At 64.3% G+C, this 21,122-nt stretch carries 19 protein-coding genes and 1 tRNA gene; 7 read left to right on the top strand and 13 right to left on the bottom strand.

The window, feature by feature from the left end; translation table 11 throughout:
* Positions 1 to 16: 16 nt before the first annotated feature.
* Positions 17 to 631: a TetR/AcrR family transcriptional regulator gene (locus ACOGI7_RS10335; protein ID WP_419848677.1), complete on the bottom strand. Its 615-nt coding sequence runs from the start codon at positions 629 to 631 to the stop codon at positions 17 to 19.
* A 26-nt stretch (positions 632 to 657) separates the two neighbouring features.
* On the opposite strand from ACOGI7_RS10335, the gene ACOGI7_RS10330 reads away from it, so the two are divergent.
* Positions 658 to 1,617: a hypothetical protein gene (locus ACOGI7_RS10330; protein WP_419848676.1), complete on the top strand. Its 960-nt coding sequence runs from the start codon at positions 658 to 660 to the stop codon at positions 1,615 to 1,617.
* 18 nt (positions 1,618 to 1,635) lie between these two features.
* On the opposite strand, the gene ACOGI7_RS10325 is transcribed toward ACOGI7_RS10330, so the two are convergent.
* Positions 1,636 to 2,802: a hypothetical protein gene (locus ACOGI7_RS10325; RefSeq protein ID WP_419848675.1), complete on the bottom strand. Its 1,167-nt coding sequence runs from the start codon at positions 2,800 to 2,802 to the stop codon at positions 1,636 to 1,638.
* A gap of 74 nt (positions 2,803 to 2,876) precedes the next feature.
* Between ACOGI7_RS10325 and ACOGI7_RS10320 the strand changes: the two genes are divergently transcribed.
* From ACOGI7_RS10320 to ACOGI7_RS10305, 4 genes are all read left to right on the top strand, one after another.
* Positions 2,877 to 3,716, top strand: coding sequence for a TIGR03560 family F420-dependent LLM class oxidoreductase (locus tag ACOGI7_RS10320; RefSeq protein WP_419848674.1), 840 nt, complete (start codon positions 2,877 to 2,879; stop codon positions 3,714 to 3,716).
* Positions 3,717 to 3,783: 67 nt separating this feature from the next.
* Positions 3,784 to 5,061, top strand: coding sequence for a hypothetical protein (locus ACOGI7_RS10315; RefSeq protein WP_419848673.1), 1,278 nt, complete (start codon positions 3,784 to 3,786; stop codon positions 5,059 to 5,061).
* Complete coding sequence (locus ACOGI7_RS10310; RefSeq protein WP_419848672.1) at positions 5,058 to 6,332, top strand: acyl-CoA dehydrogenase family protein; 1,275 nt, start codon at positions 5,058 to 5,060, stop codon at positions 6,330 to 6,332. Before ACOGI7_RS10315 ends, ACOGI7_RS10310 begins: the two co-directional genes overlap by 4 nt.
* A gap of 31 nt (positions 6,333 to 6,363) precedes the next feature.
* On the top strand, positions 6,364 to 7,101 hold the full coding sequence (locus ACOGI7_RS10305; RefSeq protein ID WP_419848671.1) for an SDR family NAD(P)-dependent oxidoreductase: 738 nt from the start codon (positions 6,364 to 6,366) through the stop codon (positions 7,099 to 7,101).
* Between the two features lie 60 nt (positions 7,102 to 7,161).
* Here the strand turns inward: ACOGI7_RS10305 and ACOGI7_RS10300 are convergent, their stop codons facing one another.
* Positions 7,162 to 8,112: a XamI family restriction endonuclease gene (locus ACOGI7_RS10300; protein WP_419848670.1), complete on the bottom strand. Its 951-nt coding sequence runs from the start codon at positions 8,110 to 8,112 to the stop codon at positions 7,162 to 7,164.
* A 2-nt stretch (positions 8,113 to 8,114) separates the two neighbouring features.
* Complete coding sequence (locus ACOGI7_RS10295; RefSeq protein WP_419848669.1) at positions 8,115 to 9,746, bottom strand: N-6 DNA methylase; 1,632 nt, start codon at positions 9,744 to 9,746, stop codon at positions 8,115 to 8,117.
* 274 nt (positions 9,747 to 10,020) lie between these two features.
* Here ACOGI7_RS10295 and ACOGI7_RS10290 point away from each other — a divergent pair, with 274 nt between their 5' ends.
* Together ACOGI7_RS10290 and ACOGI7_RS10285 are read left to right on the top strand one after the other, a co-directional pair.
* Entirely contained in the window at positions 10,021 to 11,118 is a 1,098-nt protein-coding gene (locus ACOGI7_RS10290) for a hypothetical protein (RefSeq protein WP_419848668.1), read from the top strand.
* A 770-nt stretch (positions 11,119 to 11,888) separates the two neighbouring features.
* Positions 11,889 to 13,169 carry a hypothetical protein gene (locus tag ACOGI7_RS10285; protein WP_419848667.1) on the top strand — a complete coding sequence of 427 codons (1,281 nt, stop codon included), beginning with the start codon at positions 11,889 to 11,891 and terminating at the stop codon, positions 13,167 to 13,169.
* 176 nt (positions 13,170 to 13,345) lie between these two features.
* On the opposite strand, the gene ACOGI7_RS10280 is transcribed toward ACOGI7_RS10285, so the two are convergent.
* The 9 genes from ACOGI7_RS10280 to ACOGI7_RS10240 form a co-directional block, all read right to left on the bottom strand.
* Positions 13,346 to 13,600 (bottom strand): hypothetical protein, encoded by a 255-nt coding sequence (locus ACOGI7_RS10280; protein ID WP_419848666.1) that lies wholly within the window; start codon positions 13,598 to 13,600, stop codon positions 13,346 to 13,348.
* A 13-nt stretch (positions 13,601 to 13,613) separates the two neighbouring features.
* Complete coding sequence (locus ACOGI7_RS10275; protein ID WP_419848665.1) at positions 13,614 to 14,864, bottom strand: hypothetical protein; 1,251 nt, start codon at positions 14,862 to 14,864, stop codon at positions 13,614 to 13,616.
* A 131-nt stretch (positions 14,865 to 14,995) separates the two neighbouring features.
* Positions 14,996 to 15,136 (bottom strand): hypothetical protein, encoded by a 141-nt coding sequence (locus ACOGI7_RS10270; protein WP_419848664.1) that lies wholly within the window; start codon positions 15,134 to 15,136, stop codon positions 14,996 to 14,998.
* Entirely contained in the window at positions 15,133 to 15,696 is a 564-nt protein-coding gene (locus tag ACOGI7_RS10265) for an IS1595 family transposase (RefSeq protein ID WP_419851497.1), read from the bottom strand. Before ACOGI7_RS10265 ends, ACOGI7_RS10270 begins: the two co-directional genes overlap by 4 nt.
* 7 nt (positions 15,697 to 15,703) lie before the next feature.
* Positions 15,704 to 15,790 (bottom strand) — tRNA-Leu (locus ACOGI7_RS10260).
* Between the two features lie 55 nt (positions 15,791 to 15,845).
* Positions 15,846 to 16,694 carry a hypothetical protein gene (locus ACOGI7_RS10255; RefSeq protein WP_419848663.1) on the bottom strand — a complete coding sequence of 283 codons (849 nt, stop codon included), beginning with the start codon at positions 16,692 to 16,694 and terminating at the stop codon, positions 15,846 to 15,848.
* A gap of 62 nt (positions 16,695 to 16,756) precedes the next feature.
* Entirely contained in the window at positions 16,757 to 17,965 is a 1,209-nt protein-coding gene (locus ACOGI7_RS10250) for an amidohydrolase family protein (RefSeq protein ID WP_419848662.1), read from the bottom strand.
* A 34-nt stretch (positions 17,966 to 17,999) separates the two neighbouring features.
* Entirely contained in the window at positions 18,000 to 19,688 is a 1,689-nt protein-coding gene (locus tag ACOGI7_RS10245; protein ID WP_419848661.1) for a class I adenylate-forming enzyme family protein, read from the bottom strand.
* Positions 19,688 to 21,121: a serine hydrolase gene (locus tag ACOGI7_RS10240; RefSeq protein ID WP_419848660.1), complete on the bottom strand. Its 1,434-nt coding sequence runs from the start codon at positions 21,119 to 21,121 to the stop codon at positions 19,688 to 19,690. Before ACOGI7_RS10240 ends, ACOGI7_RS10245 begins: the two co-directional genes overlap by 1 nt.
* Between the last annotated feature and the right edge of the window lies 1 nt (position 21,122).

Below are 21,122 nucleotides of genomic sequence, written 5' to 3'. Positions count from 1 at the left end.
GGCCGCGAGCCGGCCGCTAGCCAGAGGGGAAAACGGCGTCGAGGATCGCGTTGATCGCCATGTCGAACGCGGCGTCGTGGTGATCGAAGTCCGTCAGCCCTCGCCACGCACCTTCCGACAGAGCATCTGGAGCCAGCCCGTCGGCTGCTCTCTCCGGGCGTCGCATTTCTACCGTGGTGAAGCCTGAGACCACCGCGAGGAACGAGACGGTGGCGACGCCGGCGTCAATACCGTCCACGCCTGCGGCCTCGATCTCCGATGCGATCGCCACCGCGAGCGGACGGACCAACTGGTGCTCGGCCCCGATCTCGAACGCGAGGATGGCAACCGATGCGCTCTTGGCGATGGCCGCCCGCGCTCGATGGACTCCATCGGCCACCCGAGCGCGAGGTGTACTGCCCTTGAGCTGGACCCCTGCGATCTCTTCCGCCTTCTGCGCGACCATCGCGGACAAAAGGCTCTCGCGATTTCCGACGTGCCAGTAGACGGTGTTCGGGTTCACCCCGAGCCTCGCGCTCAGCTGGCGCATGGTGAGTGCCGCGGGACCGTCTGACTCGACGATGCGAATGGCTTCGGCCACGATCTCATCGCGGTTCAGCCCAGCTCGCGGATGCGGCTTACGCGACGACATCACATCGAATGGTACCGTCGAGGGCGATGCATGTTTCTGACCCGCCGATTCTGCTGACTGATGTGCTCGACGATGTCGGGGCTGCGATCAAGCTGCTGGCCCAAGAGGCCCCCTATGTGCCGCTGGGAGGTTGGTACAACCCCGGGGCTGATCCCCACGCCCGCACCCGTCCGCTTTGGTTCCGGGACGACTGGGTGAACGAGACCATCGCCGTGCCGGGGTCGGAGGTGTTTTTGGACAATCCGGCCTACATCGACTCGGCCAAGGCGTTCTACAGCGCCGAGATCGTGGAACCCCACAGCGTGTACGTGAACCAGATGATGGCCATTCCCCAAGCAGGGCCAGCCCACACCGACAACCCCCGCTTCGCCGGACGCGACCGCACCAACACGCCGATGTGGCTGCTTAGGGCCATGCTGTGGTCGGGCCTGTTTGACGACATGTCGTTCCCGCAGGCTACGGCCATTTGGTGGCTCAACGATGTGGACGGTGGCGGGATCCGCTACTGGCCCTACGGGCCCGATCAACCACCCGAAGAGCATGTGGGCAACATGGCCAACACCGCGCTCATGGGTGACAACCACGGAATGTTTCACCAGGTCAACGCCATCGGCCCCTTCGATATCGGCACGCCCCTCGTCACTCCGATGGCGGAGTTTGCCCCGGCGGGCAGCCCCGATGGCGACTGGGTGGTTACCGACCACGGCGAAGAGGTGTACCGCACGCCGCTGGCCGATGTCCGGATCAGCGTGCTGTGGAAGGCCGATGTGTACATCGACGCCGACCACAAGAACCGACTGGCCTCCAACCCCTTGAGCCGCGACGACATCGCCGCCCGCTTCAACGCCGACTTGGAGGAGCGGGGGATCGACGCTCGCTTCGATCCCAACCGCATCGACGACGACCCCGACCACGCGGCCATGATCGCCGAGCACTACCCCGAGGCCCGCCCTATGGACGCGCTGCCCTCGGTGTTCGACTACTGATCAGCCGCCGCTGCCGCGTCAGCCCAGATCGGAAAAGCGCACCAGCTTCGTGGTGATCACGGGGACCGACTCGTGCTCCACGAAACGCAACCCCATCACTCCGTGGTCGCGGCCCGCAGAATCGACCCAGACACCCGTTGCCGGCTTCTCGGCCGCCACCACCAGCCGCACCACTCCATCAGCGTCGGCCTCGACGTCTTGAGACGATGCGTAGCCCTGGCCGGTGAAGTAGTTGGCCAGGTTCTCCATCCAGTGATTGCACAGCTGGAAGTTCCAATGGCGGCAAACCGGGGGCTTGAACTCCACCAACAGTGCCTCCCCCTCGCCAATGCGCCAGTAGCCGAACTCGAAGTGGCGGTCGTCGGGGGAGCCGCCCACCCGGAGATAGTGCTCGGTGGTGAGCTGTAGCTGGTTCTCTTCCTTGAGCAGCGTGTCGGTCCAGTCGGCGTAGTCGGACTGCACCGACAGCACCATCTGGGCCGCGAGGGCCAGCCGCTTCGACATCTCAGCCGCGTCCGGCGTGTCAATCACCGGGGTGGGCTCGAGTGGCTCGATCATCAGCCGAGGCGACGACTGAGAGTCGCGGTCGTCATAGACGATTCTCATCATCAGCTCTCGGGTCTGTGGGGCGACCGGCATCCAGTTGTCGACCCCGGGATCGTCCACCGATAGCACGAAATCCACGTTTCCGGCGCCGTCGGTGAACTCGTCGAGCAGGGCGGTGAACGGAGTTTGCGACCAGCTCGGATTGAACTCCTCCAGCACCGCGACGGCCCGGTCGCCCACTGATTCCACCCCGACCCAATCGGGCACCTTCGGCGTCCACGCCGACATGTGGACGTAGGGGGCCGAGCCCCGCTGGCCGGTGACCCGGTAACGCTTGGTGGCGTCGATGGGCTGCACCACGTGATCCTGGTCGGGCGACTGGACCCCCTGGCCACCCTTCATGGGCGGCGGGATGATCCAAATCGCCCTCTTCTCCATCGGGGGGAGGTTCTCGATGCAGCGCATATAGGCCATCAGCGACATGCGGGTCAGGTAGCGGAACCCCTCCACCCGGTCTTGCTCGTTGGCGTCGGGAGTGCGTTCGACCACCACCTGGCCGGCGGCCCGCATTGTGTCGCAGAAGTCGTTCCACGCCTCCCCGGTCATCAACCGATCTCGTGCCGCAGCCTCATTAGTCATGGTTTGACCTTTCTCCACTCGGCGCTCACTCTATGTGTGCTCAGTGAGGAAGAAAGAAGCGTTGGAGGCAAGTTATGAAGCTCGCGTTCAAGACCATGCCCCAGAACATCGAGTGGTCCACCATGTTGGAGACATGGCAGGAGCTTGATGCCGATCCCCGGTACGAGTCGGCCTGGGTCTTCGATCACTTCTACCCCATCTACGGCGGCGAGGAGGGCCCGTGTTTGGAGGCATGGGTGACGCTGAGCGCGCTGGCCCAGGCCACCGAGCGCATTCGGATCGGGTCGATGGTCAACGCCGCCCCCTACCGGCACCCTGGGCTTTGCGCGGCCATGGCCTCATCTCTCGACATCGTGTCGGGCGGCCGGCTCGATCTGGGGCTCGGCGCCGGTTGGAACGAGGTGGAGGCCGGGGCCTACGGGATCAGCCTCGCCGAGCGCTTCGACCGATTCGAGGAGTATCTGGAGTGCGTGGTCTCGCTGCTCAGCCAGCCGATCACCGACTTCCAGGGTCGCTTCTACACCCTCACCAACGCCCGCAATGAGCCCAAGGGCCCCCAGCAGCCCACCCCGCCCATCGTCATCGGCGGTGCCGGCCCCCGCCGCACCATCCCCCTGGTGGCGAAATGGGCCGACCACTGGAACTTTCCCGGCGGCGGGGTGGCGAAGTTCGCGGAATCGAAAGCCCGACTGGTCGAGTGCTGCGAGGAGATCGGCCGCGACCCCTCCGAGATCACCACCTCCACCCACCTCATCTACCAAGCCGAAGACCCAATCGACAACGTCCTCACCCAAGCCGAGCAATACAAAGCCGTCGGCCTCGACCTCGCCATCCTCTACCCCTTCTCACCCGTCCCTCCCGCCTTCGTTCACGACATGGCCGACGCTCTGGAACCCATCGTCGACGCCGACTAGGTGAAACTGGACCTTGTCCGATGCGATAGGGGAGAAGCGGGCTAGGTCGTCGGGTACAGTCCGGTCCGTGTCGGACGGGGGTGCGATAACCGACGAGGCCATTGCCCGGTTGCGGGCTCGGATCGGAATCGCTCAGCCGCATCCTCAGCCTCCTTGGTATCGCGAGCCCAACACCGACGCGTTTCGGCAGGTGGCGGAGGCTTACGGCGACGACAACCCGCTGTGGTGCGATCCCGACTACGGGGCGGGCACCGTGTGGGGAGGGCCGATTTCGTCGCCCAACATGAACGGCGGCGACACGCTCATCGGGGAGAACGAGGTTGAGAAGCTCGACCCCGACACCAAGGCGCTGCTCAAGGGTGATCCGCTCAAGGGCGCCCACGCCTACTACTCGGGCAGCTACCGGGAGTGGTGGGCGCCGCTTCGCCCCGGGATGCGGGTCACCCGGCGGAATGCCCTGGTGGGCGTACACGACAAGAAGAGCGAGTTCGCGGCCCGCACCGTGCACGAGTGGACGGCTGAGGTATTCGCCACCCAGGAGGCGGTGCTGTCGGCCCAGTACCGGCTGATGATCCGCACCGACCGCGGGGCGGTGGAGCGCAAAGCCGACGAGGGCAAGGGCAAGTATGGCGACATCGTGATCGAGCCCTACACCGATGAGCAGATCGCCGAGATCGCCGAGGCGGCAAGCAGCGAGCCCGAGCGCCGCCGGGGGGCCGAGCCCCGCTGGTGGGAGGACACCGAGGTGGGCGACGAGCTGCCGCCGCTGGTCAAGGGGCCGATGCGGGTCACCGACATGGTGGTGTGGCACACCGGCATGGGGATGGGACTCTACGGGGTAAAGGCGCTGCGGCTCGGTGTGCAGCAGCGCCAGCGGGTGCCCGGGTTCTTCCGGCCTGACGACCTCAACATCCCCGACGTCCAGCAGCGGGTCCACTGGGATCCCGAGTGGGCCCGGCGGGCGGGCAACCCGGCCACCTACGACTACGGGCGGATGCGCGAGACCTGGCTGGTGCATCTGTGTACCGACTGGATGGGCGACGATGCCTGGCTGGCCTCCCTCGACGTGGAGTTCCGCCGGTTCAACTATGTGGGCGACACCCACTGGATGCGGGGCACGGTTACCCGCAAGTACCTCAACGATGAAGGCGCTCCAGTGGTCGACCTCGATATCTACGGCGAGAACCAACGAGGTGAGGTCACCTGCCCGGGCCACGCCACTATCCTGCTGCCGAGCCGGGAGCACGGCCCGGCGAGGCTGCCCACTCCGCCGGGAGGGGCGACCACTGCGGCGGAGGCGCTGGATGCGCTCGTCGAGCGGTTCGAGGCGATGTCGGCGGAATGAACTCCGAGCGGCTGCCGATAGACGCAACCAGCACCGACGAGGAGATCCGCGCTCTTGTCGGTGCCTGGGTGGCCGAGCACGTCCCCCAAGCGTGGCGTGACGCCGCCCCCGGTGGGCGGCGGGCCATCCGGGAAGTAAGGCCACGGAAGAACTACGAGGCTTGGTACCCAGTCTTTGCAGCTTCTGGGCTGGCGGTGGCCACCTGGCCGGTCGAATACGGGGGCCTTGATCTCCCGCTGGCCAAGGCCCGGGTGGCAGAAGCAGTGATCGCCCCGCTCAACCTGGGGCGGTTGAATCCCCTCGGATTGCACAACACGGCCCCGGCACTGTTCGCCCACGGCACCGAGGAGCAGCGCCTGCGCTTTCTTCCCCCCATGGTCGCCAACCAAGAGCGGTGGTGCCAGATGTTCAGCGAACCCGGCGCTGGCTCCGATCTGGCCTCGCTGGCCATGCGGGCTGAACGAGACGGAGATGAGTGGATTCTCACCGGGCAAAAGGTGTGGAGCACCTGGGCTCATGAGTCTGAGTTCGCCATCTGCCTGGCCCGAACCGATCCCTCCGTCCCCAAGCGCCGGGGGATTACCTACTTCCTGGTTGAGCTTTCGTCGCCGGGGGTAGAGGTGCGCCCGCTGCGTCACATCGGCGGCGAAATCGACTTCAACGAAGTGTGGCTCGAAGAGGTGCGGGTTCCCGACTTCCACCGGGTCGGCACCGCGGGCAACGGGTGGCGGGTGGCCGGGGCCACCCTGGCCGGCGAGCGCCAGATGGTGGCCGGGTCGGGATCGGGTGGGGTGGATCGCATCGGGGGAGGAGGGATCGAGAGTCTGCTCGAGCAGGCCCGAAAGGCGGGTATCGGCCCGGTGGAGCGCGACCGGCTCATGCGGCTCTATTGCGAGGAGATGGTCAGGGGTTGGACCAATGAGCGGGTTCGCGCCACCGTAAAGGCGGGGGGAACGCCGGGACCGGCCGCGTCGATCGGCAAAGTACACCAGGGTCAGCTCAACCAGGCCCTCCAGTTGGCCGCCGCCGACTCGTTGGGCCTGGCGTCAATGGCTTGGATCCCCGAAGAACCCTTCGACGGGCAAGATTCCATCGAAGCATGGGCAGCAGGCATGCCGTATGCCGTAAAGGGCATGCTGCGAAGCCGGGCCAATACCATCGAGGGGGGAACAACCGAGGTCAACAAGAACGTGATCGGCGAGAAGGTGCTCGGCCTGCCCCGAGAGCCCGACCCCTACCACGACATGGCATGGCAAGACGTTCCGAGATAGCCAGGGGCCAGGAGCGAAAGGAGCGACACTGATGTTCGAGCTCAATGGAAAGACCGCCCTCGTCACCGGTGCAGGCCAGAACGTCGGCGCTGGCGTCGCTCGCACGCTGGCGTCTCTGGGGGCCCACGTTTTGGTCAACGACATCGTTGCCGATCGGGCCGGCGGAGTGGCCGATGAGATCGTGTCCGCCAGCACCTCCGCTGAGGCGCTGCCCTTCGACGTGACCGACGGCGATGCGGTGCGGGCGGCGATTGCTGATCGGCCCATCGACATTTTGGTCAACAACGCCGGCAATGGGGGGGCCGAATTAATGCAGGTCAAACCCTTCGCCGAGACCGAGCCCGCAGACTGGGCCGGACCACTGGCCGTCAACCTCGATGGAGTCATGAACTGCACCCACGCCGTTCTGCCCGGGATGATCGAGCGGGGCTGGGGCCGCATCATCGGCGTAGTGTCGGGGGCGGGCACCGTGGGCGTGAACATCGGCGTGGCGGCCTACTCGGCGGGCAAGGGCGGCGCAGCCGGGCTGCTCCGCTCGGTAGCGCTCGAGGTGGCCCGAACAGGGGTCACCGTGAACTCCATCGCCCTAGGGCTGATGTCGAACACCGGCGACACTGGCGTCACCGATCAGTTGGCCAGGGCCATCCCCACTCGGCGACTGGGCACCCCCGAAGACGTCGCCGCCCTGTGTGCCTACCTCGCCTCCGAGGAAGCCTCCTGGATGACCGCCCAGACCATCCCCCTCGCCGGCGGCTCCATCACCAGCTGAACTCCACTCCAGGTCTGATGCAGAATGTGACAACCATTCCGCAGAGTCTGCGAGCTAGCCCTAGTCATTCGGTGCCGTCGAGTGGATGAAACTCACTAGGGCATCGAGGTTGTGGGCCCAGAAGATCGTGAGGTGCTGGGCTTGGGCTTGTTCGAGGTTGCGGGTCTTGAAGATGCCAGATAGGACGGCGCTGGGGACGGTGGCTCCGCTGCCGAACTCTTCGATCCAGTCTGAGGCCTTCGCGGCGGCGTCATTGTTAAGTCGTTTCACGGAGTTTGTTGACGAGTTCGACACCTTGCACTCAATGGGCATGCAACGTCCGTCGTACAGCCTGACTATGAGATCTGCTTTGCGTTGACCGAATAGTGCTTCACCGCAGAACTCGCCTGGTGCCGGGGCATCCAGTAGGCCGGGTGAGACAGTCCGTGGTTCGACTTCTGCCATGCCTGCTTCCCGTAGGGAGGTTTTGACCGACTCTTCTTGCTCCTTGGACTGCATTCGTCGGGCGGTTTCCACTCGCCGTGTGGCCATAAGGGCCGCCGTTGCTATCGCGGCGGCAGTCCTTTCGCTGTCATCGGCTCTGCGTCCCTGACCGATCCATGGGAATCGCTTGGGGTCGAGACCCTGGGCGATAGTTCCCATCACCCGGACCGATGCGCCGGAGTCATTGAGCAGCACGCCAGCAGCAAGCGAAGTGTCGGCAAGTTCGGCCAGATCATCCGCTGATATGGGAGGGCCGACGACGTAGCGGAGGGCTTCCAACAATTCGGGGTTGGCGAGCACCTCCAGGAGTCCGGGGTCGATTGCCGAAACACCAGGCTGTCCTTGTAGTCGCGAGAGGTCGTCGGTTTTGTCGAGGAGCTCGTTGATGTATTCGAGGCACTGGACAAAGGTCTCGGAATAGACCCCTTGGGACTCGTTCAGCCGTTGGGAGCGGAAGATCTGTCTGGCGAGTTCTCGTTGCTCGTCGAATTCCTCGCTGGTCCAGCGAGGCGGATCTGTGAGGCTCACGACTACATCTCAACGAGCAGAGCGGGATTGGGAACCGGGATGCGCTCCATCTCCGAAGGCTCGAACTTTGTGAGTCCACCAGCGTAGGTGCGTCCCTGTGCCACCGAAACGCTGGACCTCAGAGAAGCGGCCAGGGTGTCCAAAGCGTCATCGGACAATGGGTCTCGGGGGTAGATCCCGTGGGCGACGTTGACATGGCGCGCACCGGCAAGGTTGCGGACGAATGCCGGAGGGCGTCGGGCCATGTAAGTAGCCAGGATCGGAGCGGCGGATCGCAGGCCTACTGACCACCAGGGGTTCCGGTGGCGGGCGACATAGGAGGAGTGAGCGCCGTTGTGCTCTGCGAATCGCAAGAAGCGTTTCACGAGCGCCCGGTCGTCCTCGTCGAGTTCGCTGAGGTCGGCGGGCAGGTCGATGACTGCCCGAAGGCTGTGGAGGCTCGACAGCACGTCGTCGCTGGCGTCAAAGAGTTCTCGGGCCTTGGTGACTGACGGGAACAGCGTCCTTGCTGGCAGTTGGGGATCATTGGCGGTGGTGATCCAGGTGGCGTTGGCCCCGGTGACCGCGCCCCTGTGTACCCGGCAGAGTTCCCCCAACTCGACGAATCCTTCTGGCGGCGGCGGTACGGGGGACAACAGCGGCGACCACCGCTTCTCTTGTATGAGTCGCTGTTTACTTACTCGACGTCCCTTGGAGAGGTCGGCAAGGTCGCTGGCATTCGCGACCCGGCGCATCTTGACAGAGCGGGCCTCCGAACCGATCTGAAAACAGGTCACCGACGCGGTAGTAGCCGCATCCTCAAAAGCCAACACCTCCGGAGCAACGACATGGACCGACTCGCCGCCTAACCCGTCGGTGAGCATCCCGCGCAGCAGCTTCCCGTAATTGACGTCCAACCATTCCGCAGAGGTAATGAAGGCTCCGATGTCTCCCGGCTGCGCCGCGAGAAGCGTCGCCAAGAAAAAATGGATGTGAAGCCCCGAAAGTGCGCTAACCGGCAGGTCACGGCTTGCCGCAGTGCTTGTCAGCCACCGCTTCCACCGAGACTCGATCTGGTGATGGCGCACATAGGGGGGATTTCCCACAAACGCCGTCACCCCATCGCAACTGCCAAGATTGGCCTCTCGGTAGTCCTCCACCATCACGGTGGACCGATCATCAAGCTCCGCGGCGGTCAGGTTGGCCCGACACAGCAGCGCGGCCAAGGGGTCCAGTTCAACAGCGACCAACGAAGCATCAGGAAAGACCCGTCCCGCTTGCAGCAGAAAGCGCCCCGACCCTGCGCCAGGATCGACGATCCGAGCAGGCTGCTCTCTGCTAGCGACCCAGCCCACCATCGCCTCCACGATCCCCGGAGGCGTATACACCGCCCCCAATGGCCGCCTCTGCTTTGGGGATCGCAACCGCACAAACGCATCCCCCAACGGGTCGCTCCCCTGCTCGATCCCAGACAGCAGTTCGGTAGTGCCCGATTCAGTAATCTCCGCTGCGGCGTCGACAACCTCGGACTCTGCGACAGTAAGTTCAGCGAGGGCTCCATCACTGACAATGGCCCACGCCGCCGCAGCCAGTTCTCGCTCCGACTCCAGCCAGGTCGTCGCTCCTGCAGCGTCGTCTCGGTCAATCAGCAACATCTGTTTGAAGTCTGACATAGGACTTCTCCCGATCAGAGGAAATGGAAAGCAGGCCTCCATCATCTCGATCAGAGTGACAGTGGTGATTGTCAGTGAAACCACCTAAGGAGACAGGTTCGAACCTTCCGGCGGCCCCCGCACATAGCTCTAGTGAGCGCTTCTAGCTAGGGGCAGTCAGCCTGGCCAGCTCCCTGTGGCATTGCCTCAAACTGTCATCGCGGGCCAATACACTCGCCGCCAAGCAGCTAGCCCCCTGCCGTCAAATCACCGGCGGATGAGAAGAACGGTGGTCAAAATGCCCCTACAACAAACTTCGGTTCCCAACCATGTGAAGGAAGCTCTAAGCAGCTACCCCAGTTTCTCTGACGACGTTGAATGGCTGCGCGAGGTCTCAGGCGGACCCGACCCGGACACCGACGGTGACATCCTTCAGGAATTCCTGAACATGATCGAAAACGCCTTGAGCGAGGCATCGCCGATGTTGGGGATACAGGAATGGCAACGGATAGCCAATTGCCTGAACGTAGTACGGGGTTCCTACCCGCAAGACCGCGAGTCCCTCCTCAACACGCTTCACGGCTATGCAGTAATAGCGCGCGGTGGCCCAATTCTTGTCGCCGCCGAGAGGAACCCAGTTCCTGCTGCTCGCTCCCTCGTCGAGACCATGAGGAAAGGGCGCAGAGCAGTAGGAGACGCAAAGCGATCAGTCGAAAGCGCAGTCCAGCAGAGCCAAAGCGCGATAGATAGCGCTGTGAGGGAGATAGAAGACAAAGCCGGACAAAGCCGGGATGCAATGGACGGGGCCGTGCGGGAGATCGAGGAACAGCAGTCCCAAGCAATGGCCCAACTGACATCACTATTGGAGGACCTGCAGGATCGCTACGGCTTCACCGTGGGAGCCACTCTCGGCGGATCGCACGAAGCCGCTGCCGAAGCGGAGAAGACCCTCATGGACCAGCACACGAGATCGGCAAGATGGGCGCAGTTAGGTGCAGTTTTGTGGGCTATGGCCGTGGTCATTCTCAAGCTGTCAGGTGTGGGGCCGAGTGGTTGGGATGGCCACTTGATCTCAGCTCCGCTGCTGGGAGGCCCCGTCGTCATCCTCGTCTACCTAGCAAGCAGTGAAACCCGAGCTGCCAAAGTCCACCGCCATAACCACGCCCGATGGCTGGGACTCTCCTTGCAACTCAAGTCACTGCGTCCCTACGTCGACGATCTTGCCAAGAAGGCCCAACCGAGGGAAGGCGAAATGGAAGCGCCTTGGAAAGACAAATTGCTAGAGGAAGCATCCTCCAAGATATTCAAGGGTGACATCGGCCCGTATGAGCCGTCGTATCGCAGCACCCGCCGACAGGGATTGAGCGGTGATTGACACCTTGAGTGCCCAGGACAAGAAATGCCAACCGTATGAGGGAGAAAGGAGCTACGGGCAACGGACGGGGAGTTGAGAGCTTCCGGTCAGAGGTTCGCGATTATGGGGCTTGAAACGGATTTGCTCGGATTTCTTGGCGTCGGGGAGCAGTGATTGTCTCATTCGACAAACCATGATGCTTCTGACTCTTGGCAATCAACCTGGACGCGCCATTCCCCGTCCTCGGTCACCATTGACCCCTGACGAATGACCTCCCATCCTTCGCCAGTCTTGTCTGAGGGGTGTCGGTTGGGGAATACGAGGCAAGGATTGCCTCGCCGGTTGGTGGAGAGGTCAAGCACGAGTCCGGTGGTGTGGTGGATCGCTTGGGCTACCGCTTCCAGTTGCGTCCGGCTAAGGACGGATAGCACGACGTCAGCGTGCCAAGGCCGACGTACTACAGCACGCCAGACTTTGAGAGCGGGAGTATCTTGGTCGACGGTCATTTGGGGAAGCTGCTTTTGGGTACGACGATAGGTCTTGCCAGATAACTCTAAGCTGTCTCGACTGAGGAAAGCCTGTTTCCGAGGCTGCGGCAAACAAGGGATTCCCCTGGTCACATGGTTGAGCTTGCGCGGGTCGGGAACATAGATCGCCGGACTCTGGAGTGTGTCTGTCATTTCCGAGGTCCATGGGCTGTTCAGGGGGGCAATACTGAGTATCCCCCCTTTGGCCGGTCACCTCGATTAGGACGTAACCACGTCTTTAATGGAAAGGGACAGGCAAGGAGGATGCCGGTGAATGTGGCGGCTTTGATGATGACGGCGATTGGAGTGGCAGCGACGGTGGGAGGGCCGTGGATCACCTGGCTGATGCGCCGAGACAAGAAGCGGGAAGTCGGATCATGGAATGGACGGAGAGAGCATCGGTTGGGGCGGCGCACGCCATTGACCCAAATGGCCGCGCCAATCGATTCACCTGCGTCTCGGTCACTTGCGGAGGCAATCAGCCGTGGCCGTCGGGTGCCGCTGCAACCCACGAAGCCGCGATGGCGGCCTAGGGCGTTGTGGCTGTGGTTCCGGCGCACATATACGGTTCGTGAGACCGAGCCGAAGTCGGGGTTTCCGATTGAAAGCTGGAAGTACTTGTTGGACAGCGACCCAGAGGTCGAGGATCTGTTTCAAAACGGTTCGGGGTTCGTGTTGGAGTTTCGCCTGACCGCTGGGGAGAACGGCTGCCATTTGTTGCGGTCAGCCACCGCCCAAACTAGGGCCAAAGAGCGGATGATCGCCGTTGCCTCAGCAGCCGAGGCCGTCGATCCCGACGCCAAGGTTAGGTGTCTGTTGGTAGACGCGGAAACCATGAGGCTCGCGGAGAGCGACCCGCGATACGCCCTAGTGCTGTCGTCCGACAGGCCCAAGCGCAGGCAACGGAGAGTTTTCCTGAGAGCGAACCGAGATATCCCAGAGGACGCTCTGTGGCTGATTTACCCCACCCAACCGGACCGCGAACCCTCCGCAGATTGGGGGAATTACAGCGAGGAGTTCTCCTGTCCTGAGATCGGCCCGCCCGCCGGCTGGTACGACAGGCTGAAAGAAGCGCGGCGGCGCGCGCCTTTGAGACGGCTAAAGGCCGTCGCCAAGCACACCGCTATGTGGGGCTATTGGTTCGGCTGGGCGGTGTATGGGGCCTTCGCCAGCCCCGAAGGCAGCCTCCCCCGGCAGGTGTGGGGAAGCGTCGCCAGGTCGCTGTTGTTGTTGGCAGCGATGGTCGCGGGCACCGTGATCGTGTCTGCTGTGCGCGAGACGGTGCGCACAACTCAGTGGTTCGGCGGGCGACACGGGACGAAGCGGGGCTGGTTGGGCGGCACAATAACCGCAACCGAGATCGGCACACTGCTCAACAGCCGAGGCACCATTCCCTGGCGGCTCTGGCACCAACACGTGAAACTCGCTGGCCGCCCAGCCAATAGCGAGGGCCGAGCTGCTGCTTTTGTGGCAAAGGAGCCCGGGGACAGCGATGCTACGGCTTTGGAACCACTAGTCGGCAAGGATCCCGGGGCTCCGCATTAGCGGCCCGGCGCCCAACACCGCCGCAGCGGTGGCGGGCACTTTCGATTGACGAGGTGACTGCGGTGGTGAGCAGACGCCAAACGGTGGACTCAGGTCTGGTGCGTGTGCTGCTTCTTAGGTTGGGGAACTATATTCCTGGCTAGCCACGGCATAGCCCCTACTCAACTGCTGTGCAGCTATGTAACCCCACGCTCTCTGGATTCCGGGACTGATTCGTCGTTTCTGTCCGGCTTTCGCTTGGACTGGTTGTACTTCCGCATGGCATAGCAGACCATGAGCAGAACGGCGAGTCCGACAAGCACGCTCAGGGCGAACGGGACTGAGAGCTTGTGCCAGACGAGAGCGGCCACGCCAGCCGCCAGACCAGCGGCTATGCCTTCTTGCAGCCTGTCGCCGCCCGTTTTCATCAGCCCTCTTGCGTTTTCAGCCATCAGCACCACTCTACTAGTCCACATGGGTCCGCTGGGTCCAGCCGTCGGGCGTGTAGTAGTGGCAGAACGTGTGAGTGCCGATGGTTCGACACAGCTTGCGGCTAAACACCGGCGGCGGCTCCTGATGGTCTGGATGTTGGGTAGGGGCTGCTGTCGGCTCGGTCGTAGGAGCGACAGTCGGCTGCACAGTCGGCTCCGTTGTTGGCTCCGTTGTTGGCTCCGCCGTGGCTGTGGGCGCGGCAGCGGCGGTCGGGTACAGGTCGCCGCACGTCTCCCTGAGGTAATACGCCGCTCCCACACCCGCTCCAAATCCCACGCCGGGGGTTGTCACGACGCCAGTCATGGTGCCGAAGGCGGCAGCTGTGAGTATCTGGCCGTCCTCGCTGCACACGAGCCTGTTCGCCGTCCTCACGGCAGTCTCCACCGCGTCCTGCAAGGTCGTACCCACCGTCTCCAGCGCCTTCTCCACGTTCTCGACCACTGACCTCGCAATATCACCCAGCGACGGGCCTCGGGACACCGCGCTGCGGTATAGGACGCAGTTGTGGCCGTAGTCGTCGAAGTAGACCGATGTGGCCCTGTGGTTCGCCGGTGCCGTCGAGTGCTGGCTGGGCTGCGACGGCGAGGTACAGCCGTCGTCGTGGACGGTGCGTGTTCGGGTGACGGTCTCATACACCGGGCGGCTGCGGGTGACGGTCTCGTAGACCGGGCGGGTGCGGGTGACGGTCTCGTAGACGGGCCGGGTTCTGTAGACGGTTTCGTAGACGGGCCGACTTCTGGTGACGGTTTCGTAGACGGGCACGGTTTCTTGGGTCGTCTTCCAGACAGGAACTTCTCGGTAGTTGTAGACCGTCTCGGTGGTGGGAGGCGGACAATAGGTTCCTGCCTGCCCGCTGATGATGACGGTTATGCAGGGATGCCTGACCGTGCGGGTGTAGGGGCCGACTCGCACCTGCTTCGTGCCGGTCTGGACGTATTTGGTAACTGTTCTCGTGCCGGTCTGGACTCGCTCCGTATAGAGTTCCGTGCCGGTTTGAACCTGTTCCGAGTAGGTCTCGGTGCCGGTCTGGACCCTCTCGGTGTAGACCTCGGTGCGGGTCTGGACTTGTTCCGTGTAAGTCTCGGTGCCGGTCTGGACCCTCTCGGTGTAGGCCTCCTGCTCCCCTTCATGGGCTGATGCGGGGCTTGCGACGACCGCCGCGAGAACGGCGGCGGCGATGATTAGGGCGAGCGCCCTCCTGGGGCGCAATAGATCAGACAACATCGCCGCTGACCTGTGTGTGTGTGTGTGTGTGTGCCGTTGCGGGTGCCCCGCAACGACTCAGGGGATGTTCTTTGTGTCATGGCGGGGCAACGTATCGCCCCGATCAGGCCAATGCAAGGCCCGATCCGAAATCACCCCCGGTCCCGGCCCTCCGCGAACGGCGATTCGACCGGGCTTTCCAGCCCCAGCAGCTTGCCGACGGCTTCCTCGAACGTCTCTTCGACCGGCTCGATGTCGGGCCAGTCCTCCGGTGTGGCCGGACCTGCGGTCATGCGGCCATCTTAGCGTGGGGTCCGTCAGCGATTAGTTCCTTGTAGGGGAGCAGCTTGCCGTCCATCTGGCGGACAAGCTCTCGCATCTGGTCCTCGGTGTCGTTCGGGCGCTCGTTGTGGCGGTGCTGGAACTCGGCCACATAGCGTCCCAGGTGCTCCGGCGACATCGAGTGGTAGGTGCCGTGGTAGCCGCGCTTGAGAACAGCCCACACCGACTCGATGCCGTTGGTGTGCGCCATGCCATCGACCCACTGCGCCACGTCGTGAACGACCGTCTCGTGGCTGTATCCCATCCCCCTCAGCGGGTAGTAGCCCATCCACTCGTCGGTGTAGACCATCGCTCCCGGCTGCACAGTCTCGGCCACAGCCTCCGTCAGCGTGGGCGCTGAGCGGTCGTCCACGACCCTCGCTGCGAGCTTGCCGGTGGCCCGGTCCCTGATCCCGAACACGGCGGTCTTGCCCACCGTGCCGCGTCCGGCTCTCAGCTTCTTGTCCTTGTGCTTGTTGCCCTCCAAGCCTCCGATGAACGTCTCATCTGCCTCAACGGGACCGGCGAACAGCCCCTAGTGCCCGGGGTGGGAGTCGAACCCACACGCCCTCTTTGAGGGCTGGGGGGTTTAAGCCCCCTGCGTCTGCCTATTCCGCCACCCGGGCTTGATCCCACGGTACCGGGCGGGCGGTGGGGTGGGTGCTCAATTGTGGAGGGGGGTTAGACCACCCGGAATACTCCTGAGCCGGTGGTGATGGTGCGGTTGTCGCGGCCCTCGTCGAACAGGGTGAGGTTGACGTTGATGCGGCCGCTGCGGCTGGTGATGGCCTCGGCCTCGCAGCGGAATGGGCCGATGAGGCCGGGTTTGACGAACATCACGTACCAGCTCTCAACCTGGATGCGGTCGGTTCCGGCCGCCTGTTCAACCAGTTCGTGGGCGGTGATGTCGAACACGATGTGGATGGGGCCGAGGTGGAGGGCGGCGTGGGGTGCGGAGAACTCCTTGGTGAGCTCGGGGAGCCGGTACCAGCCGTCGTCGCCCTTGGTGACGCCGAACACCTCGTGGAGGCGGGGCATGTCGGGAGAGTCCTCCACCGGGATGAGCGGGTTGTCCACCGCCTCGTAGCCGTCGGGCACGTCGCCCAGGCTCACTCCCATTCCTGCCGAAGTGGAGATGACTCGGGAGTGGTCGGCGGCATCCACCACTTTGGAGCGGGTGAATCCCATCGTGCGGCCGAAGTTGATTACCTCGCGGTACACCTCGATCCGGTCCACGCCTCGGGCATCGTCGAGGATCTGGGTGAACGACACCACTGGGGCGGGCACCACCAGATCGTCGTTCCAACTCGGCTCGGGGCAGCCGATGGCCAGGGGGGCGGCCATGATCCCGCCGTGGGCGTTGCGCATGTCGTGGCGCAGGGGCATCGACTCCAGCTCGTCGTCGGCAAATCCGGTGTCGAGCGCCGGGGTGGTCTTGTTGAGGTACCGGTACGACATGAGTCCGGTCCAGATCTCTTCGAACGCATCCCAATGCTGGTCGGGGGTCACATCGCGGATGTCTTTCACCATGAGCGTGCCTTTCTGGTTGCGGCCTTCGGCGGAAATGAGCCCAGCTGGTGCTGGCTTTAGCCCTACTTGCCCCAGAAGGCGGGGGAGGTGGCGTCTTTGGGGATCTCGGTGAGGGGCTCGGCGATCTCGGTCACCGTTGGGCCGTGCTCGGCGGCGAGGGGGGCCAGGGCGTCGAGGTCGAAGTTGTACACGTCGGCGGCGTTGCCGGCCAGGATGCGGCGCATTGACTCCTCGTCGCGGTCGTGCAGGGCGAAGCGGATGCCCTCTCGGCTGTAGGGGTAGGTGCCCTCCACGTGGGGGTAGTCGGAGCCCCACATCACCTTGTGGTCGCCCACCCGGTCGAGCAGGCGCATCTCGTTGGGGCCGGGGAAGCTGATGCCGATCCAGATGTTGCGATCGAAGTAGAAGCTGGGCTTCTCGGGCAGCACCGAGTCGGCGGAGAAGCCGAGCTCGCCGGTGCGCCCGGTCATCGACATCTGGGCGTGGAGGCCGTCGAGGCGGCGCAAGATGTCGGGCACCCAGCCGAAGCCCTGCTCGGTGAACACCGCCTTGAGGCCGGGGTAGCGCTCGAACACCCCGCCCATGATGAGGTGCCACATGGAGCGGTTGGAGAAGAACGGGGTCTCGATCACGAACATCGGCCCGGCCGCGGGGGAGTCGCCGTAGTCGGGCATCCCGGTTCCGCCGGAGTGCAGGGTCATCACCACGTCGTGCTCCTCGCACGCCGCCCACACCGGGTCGTAGCGGGGGTGGAACAGCGGAGGCAGATCCGAGTTGGGGGCGATGCTGGGGATCAGCGCCCCGCCCCGCAGGTTGTGCTCGGCGATCCACTTCACATCGGCCACGGCCTCGTCGATGTCATTGAGGAATATCTGGCCGATGCCCGCTCGGCGCTCGGGGTACTCGGCGCAGAAGTCGGCCAGCCACCGGTTGTGGGCCCGGATGCCGGCCAGGCGGCGGGGGAGGTCCTTGTCGGTGGGCTGGGGGGCGATCAGCGTGCCGGTGGGGAAGAAGGGGGGCACGGTGTTGGGGAAGGTGATCTCGGCCACCACGCCGTCGGTGTGCTGCTCGGAGATGCGGCGGTCGTTGTCCCAATTGCGGGAGCGGCCGTCGTCTTGCAGGTCGCGGAACGGGTTGCGGTACTTGCCCCGCCAGGCGTCGAACTCGTCGTGCCAGGATGACTCCAAATACTCCCGATACGTCTTGTGGTTGGCTCCGGCGTGGCAGTCCGAAGAGATGATGGTGTAGCGGTCAGCGGTGGCGGTGGTCACGAGAAAATGCTACCGGGCAGGGGGGTTCTGTCGCCTAAGACGACAGCAGTTCATCGCGTACTTGGCGCTTCAGATACTTGCCAGACGCGTTGCGGGGCAGGGGGGTGTCGAGGAACCAGATGTGGGCGGGGATCTTGTAGGGGGCCAGACGGCCCTCGAGGTGGGCCCGCAACCCGGCGGCGTCGAGCTCGCCGCCGGGGCGCAGCACCACCGCGGCGCCGGGGACCTCACCGAGGCGCTCGTCGGGAATGGCGAACACGATGGCCTCGGCTACTGCGTCGTGCTGGTAGATGGCGTTCTCCACCTCGGCGCAGGCGATGTTCTCACCGCCTCGGATCACCAGGTCCTTGGCCCGGTCCACGATGGCGATGAACCCGTCCTCGTCGATGACCGCGACGTCGCCGGTGTGCAGCCAGCCGTCGACAATGGCCTCGGCGGTGGCCCCCGGCTTGTTGAGATAGCCCCGGATGACGATGGGGGACCGCACCAGCAGCTCTCCCGGCTGGCCGGGCGGCAGTTCGGTGCCGCTGTCGTCCACCACTTTGGCCTCGACGGTGGGCAGGGGCTGGCCCACGGTGGTGGGCTTGCCCTTGTAGATCTGGCCGATGTTCATGGTGACCACGCCACTGGTCTCGGTCAGGCCGTAGCCGGTGCCGGGGTTGCCGCTGGGGATCGACCGGGAGATCTTGTCCACCAGATCGGGGTGAAGCGGCGAGCCCCCGCCCCCCAGCGAGCCCAGGCTGGAGGTGTCGTAGCGGTCGAAGTCGGGATGCATCACGATCTCCCGAGACATGGCCGGCACCGCGGCCAGGGTGCTGGGCCGCTCGGCGTCGATGAGCTTCAGAGCCTCGGTGGCGTCCCAGCGGTACATGAGCACCAGCTTCCCGCCCACGGTGGTGGTGGGGTGCAGGTAGCAGTTGCACCCGGTGACATGGAACAGCGGCACGCACACCAGGCCGGCCGGTTGGTCGCGCTGGTCTCGGGGGACGGACTCCTTCTCGTTGATCATGCCTAGCGCCGCCGAGTAGAAGCCCATGTTCATCACGTTGTGGACCGCGGCCCGATGGGTCATCACCGCCCCCTTGGGGAAGCCGGTGGTGCCCGAGGTGTAGAACACGCACAGGTCGTCGTCGGGTTCGATGTCCACGTCGGGAAGCTCGGGCGGGCCGGGGTTGTCCACCGTGTCGGCCCAGCGGACGATGTCGTCAGGCAAGCTGTCGTCGCACCGAGTCACGACCACCGGGATCTCTGGCCGGTTCTCAAGGGAATCCAAGCGCTTCCAGCGCTCGCCGTCGATCACCAGCACGGCCGGTTGGCTGTCGTCGAGGCCGTAGGCCATCTCCGCCGCAGTCCACCACGCGTTCATGCCCACCACCACGGCGCCCATTGAAATCACCGCCCAGTAGGTGATGATCCACTCGGGGTAGTTGCGCATGGAGATGGCCACCCGGTCGCCCGGACCCACCCCGCCGTGTTCCGATAGCCAGGAGGCCAGGGCCCTCGCTTGGCGATGGACCTCGGTATACGACAGGCGCTCGTCGCGGAATACCAGGTAGTCGGCCTCCCCGTGGGCCGCGGTGCCGACGAAGAGGTCCCGCATGGAATCGGGCGCGTTGTCGAAAATCCGCAGGGGGACGCCGTTCACCTCTTTTACCGACCATGAGAACAGCTGGCCCGGCGCGGTGACCTGCGTCGCAGCCTCATTCCAGGCGGTCAGGCTCATTAGCCGGCTAATCCCCAGCTCTCCATCACGATCGGGATCAGGACGTCCATCAACTCGCCCACGCCGGGTTCAGGAGGCAACACGTTGGCGTTTGCCGCCAACGTCAGGTCTAGCTCGGGGAAGTAGATCACTCGGGTGCTGAATGCCGGCGTTCCGCCACCATGGCTATAGGCCAGTCGACCGTCGATGTCGTCAATGCCCACTCCGAGGCCATAGCCGGGATTCACGCTCGGGGTCGTCATCTCAGCAAGGGATTCATCGCTGATCAGGCCTCCGGCGAACAGCCCTCGGAACATCGTCGGGACGTCGCCGATCAAGGTCTCGATTCCCCCGCCCGTCCATCCGGCCGTCTGCAGGAGCTCTTGGGAATAGCTATTGGTGGAGATGTAGTCGTTGCCCAAGTAGTTGTGCCGGGCTTCGTCGGGAACTCTGGTCAACGAGGAGAAAGCGGAATATAGAAGACCTCCGTTGTAGCTGTTGGCCACTGGCACTGGTGGCAGCTCGCCGGGGGGAAGATAGGTGTTTTGCAAACCGAGCGGCTCGAGCACGCGGGACCGAATCTCAACATGGGCAGGATTGCCGGTGACCGCCTCGATGATCATCCCCGCGATCACGTGTCCCGCGGTGCTGTAGTTGTACTCGATTTCAAAGTCGGCCACCGGGCCATATGTGGTGGTGAACCGCACAATCTCCCCCGGGGTGATGGGCACGCTCAACCGGGCGGAGGCCAGGATGAAGAACCCCGGATCGAAGGCGTACTCCACGAATCCGGCGGTGTGGCCCATGAGGTGCCGGAGGGTGATGTCGGGGCCGTGCTCATATGTGCCGTACCAGTCGTCGCCCAGGTAGGCGGTGACCGGCGTGTCCAAGTCGAGGAGGCCTTCTTCCACCAGCGACAGCACCGCCACCGTGGTGACCGGCTTGGTGACCGATCCGATGCGGACATATTGGCCCGGCGTCATGGGTTCTTCGGTGACGACATCGCTCACACCCCAGCCGAACGTCCACGGCTCCTCGTCTCCATGGGCCACGGCCAAGACCAGCCCGGGGATTCCTGCCGCTTCCATCCAGTCGGCCGCCGCAGCATTGATGGCGCCGACGTCCAACCCTGATGGATGGGTGTCGGGTTCAGGGGCGGGCGTTGCCTCGGGGGTTGGTTCAGCGGTGGGTTCGGGTTCTGCGGTGGGTTCCGGCGCGGGGGCTTCGGTGGGGGCGGGCGTTGCCTCGGGGGTTGGCTCTGCGGTGGGTTCGGGTTCTGCGGTGGGTTCCGGCGCGGGGGCTTCGGTGGGGGCCGATGTGGCCTCGGCGGTGGCCGTGGCCACGGGTGCTGGCTCGGTGGTTCCTCTGTCGTCGTCGTTGCCGCAAGCCCCGGCCACCAGGGCCAGAACCAGCAGAATCGACCAGAGCAGCTTGGCGGCTGAAGATCGCAACATC

This window comes from Candidatus Poriferisocius sp., from assembly GCF_965204145.1.
In the GTDB taxonomy this organism is placed as follows: Bacteria; Actinomycetota; Acidimicrobiia; order Acidimicrobiales; family Bin134; genus Poriferisocius.
Note: the sequence above shows the minus strand (reverse complement) of the source record. Positions and strands in the feature narration are given on the sequence as shown.